At 71.7% G+C, this 1,309-nt stretch carries 2 protein-coding genes; one reads left to right on the plus strand and one right to left on the minus strand.

The annotated features are described in order from the left end of the window. Window positions 1-246 (minus strand): hypothetical protein (locus HUW62_RS48300; protein WP_217911995.1); only part of this gene is annotated, 246 nt, incomplete at its 3' end. Window positions 247-348: 102 nt separating this feature from the next. On the opposite strand from HUW62_RS48300, the gene HUW62_RS47275 reads away from it, so the two are divergent. After that, a partial coding sequence (locus HUW62_RS47275) for a histidine kinase (RefSeq protein WP_176438191.1) occupies window positions 349-1,309 on the plus strand: 961 nt, incomplete at its 3' end.

The raw sequence follows: 1,309 nt of genomic DNA on the forward strand, positions 1-1,309 counted from the left end.
GGAGGGGGCAGGTGCCGTGGGAGCGGGTCGGAGCAGGAACGCGGCCACGCCGGGGACGGCGAGTCCCAGGGCCACGAGCACGGCGGTGCCGACACCCGTGACACGGGCGCCTCGCGCGGTCTGGCTCGGAGGGGTGGTGTCGGGTGAGTCGTCCAAGGCGTACAGCGTGCCGGAGCGCACCTGGGACGAGGAGGGAGACGGCGGGCGGGGTTCATCGGGCTCGTGGCCCGGAGTGGTCCTGTTCACGGAGCGCGCGCAGCATAGCCGAAGGCGCTGTTTCGCTTCGTGGGGGGCTCTCGAAACCAGGCGCTTCCGCTACGCTGCTTCGCCGTGGCCGCGAGGGATGCCGTGAACCCGGGGGAGGTGATGGCCGCGCGAGGCCCGGTGGGGGGCGCCACGCGTGCCCTGTCTCCCGGGCGCATGTGGCTGCTCGGCATGGCCGTGGGGCTGCTCGCCGCGCTGCCCAATGCGGTGGGCGCGTATGCCCGCGAGCCTCGGGCGTTCGGCTTCAAGCTGGCGCTGGCCATGGTGCCCTACAGCGTCTGGGCGCTGCTGGGGCCCTTGATGCTGGCCACCTTCGGCCGGGTGACTCGGGATGCATCTCCCAGGGGCCGCGACCTGGGTCTGTTGGTGGCGCTAGGCAGTGGCTTCGTGCTGCTGCATGCGCTCCTGCTCGCGCTGGTGCGCTCGGGGTTGGAGCAGTGGGACGCGGGAGGTGTGTCGTTCAGCGAGGGGCTGCGAGGGCTCCTGCTGGAGCGCGGGGCGCTGGGGTCCTTCGAGTACCTGCTCTTTCTCGCGGCCTGGGCCGCGTTGAGCGCGGCGCGCCGGGCGCGGGAGCGGGAGCTGGCGGAGTCGCGGTTGGTGGCGCGGTTGGCCGAGTCGCGGCTCCAGGCCCTGCGTGCCCAGTTGGATCCGCACTTCCTCTTCAACACGTTGAACGCCGTGGTCGGACTGGTGCGCCAGTCGCGCAACCCGGAGGCGGTCGACGCGCTCGTGGAACTGGGGGACCTGCTGCGGGCCAGCCTGGAGGGCCGCGGGGACCACGAGGTGCCGCTGTCCGAGGAACTGGAGTTGGTTCGTCGCTACCTGGGCATCGAGAAGCTTCGGTTCGGAGGACGGCTGGAGTCTCACCTGGAGCCGGAGGCGGAGACGTTGATGGCTCGGGTTCCTTCGCTCGTGCTCCAGCCGCTCGTCGAGAATGCCATCAAGCATGGGACCTCGCGGCGTGCGTCTCGGGGGCACGTGTGGGTGCGAGCCATGCGCCGGGGGGATCGACTGGTGCTGGAGGTGCGCGATGATGGGCCGGGGC

The organism is Myxococcus sp. AM011, from assembly GCF_013372595.1.
Lineage (GTDB): Bacteria > Myxococcota > Myxococcia > Myxococcales > Myxococcaceae > Myxococcus > Myxococcus eversor.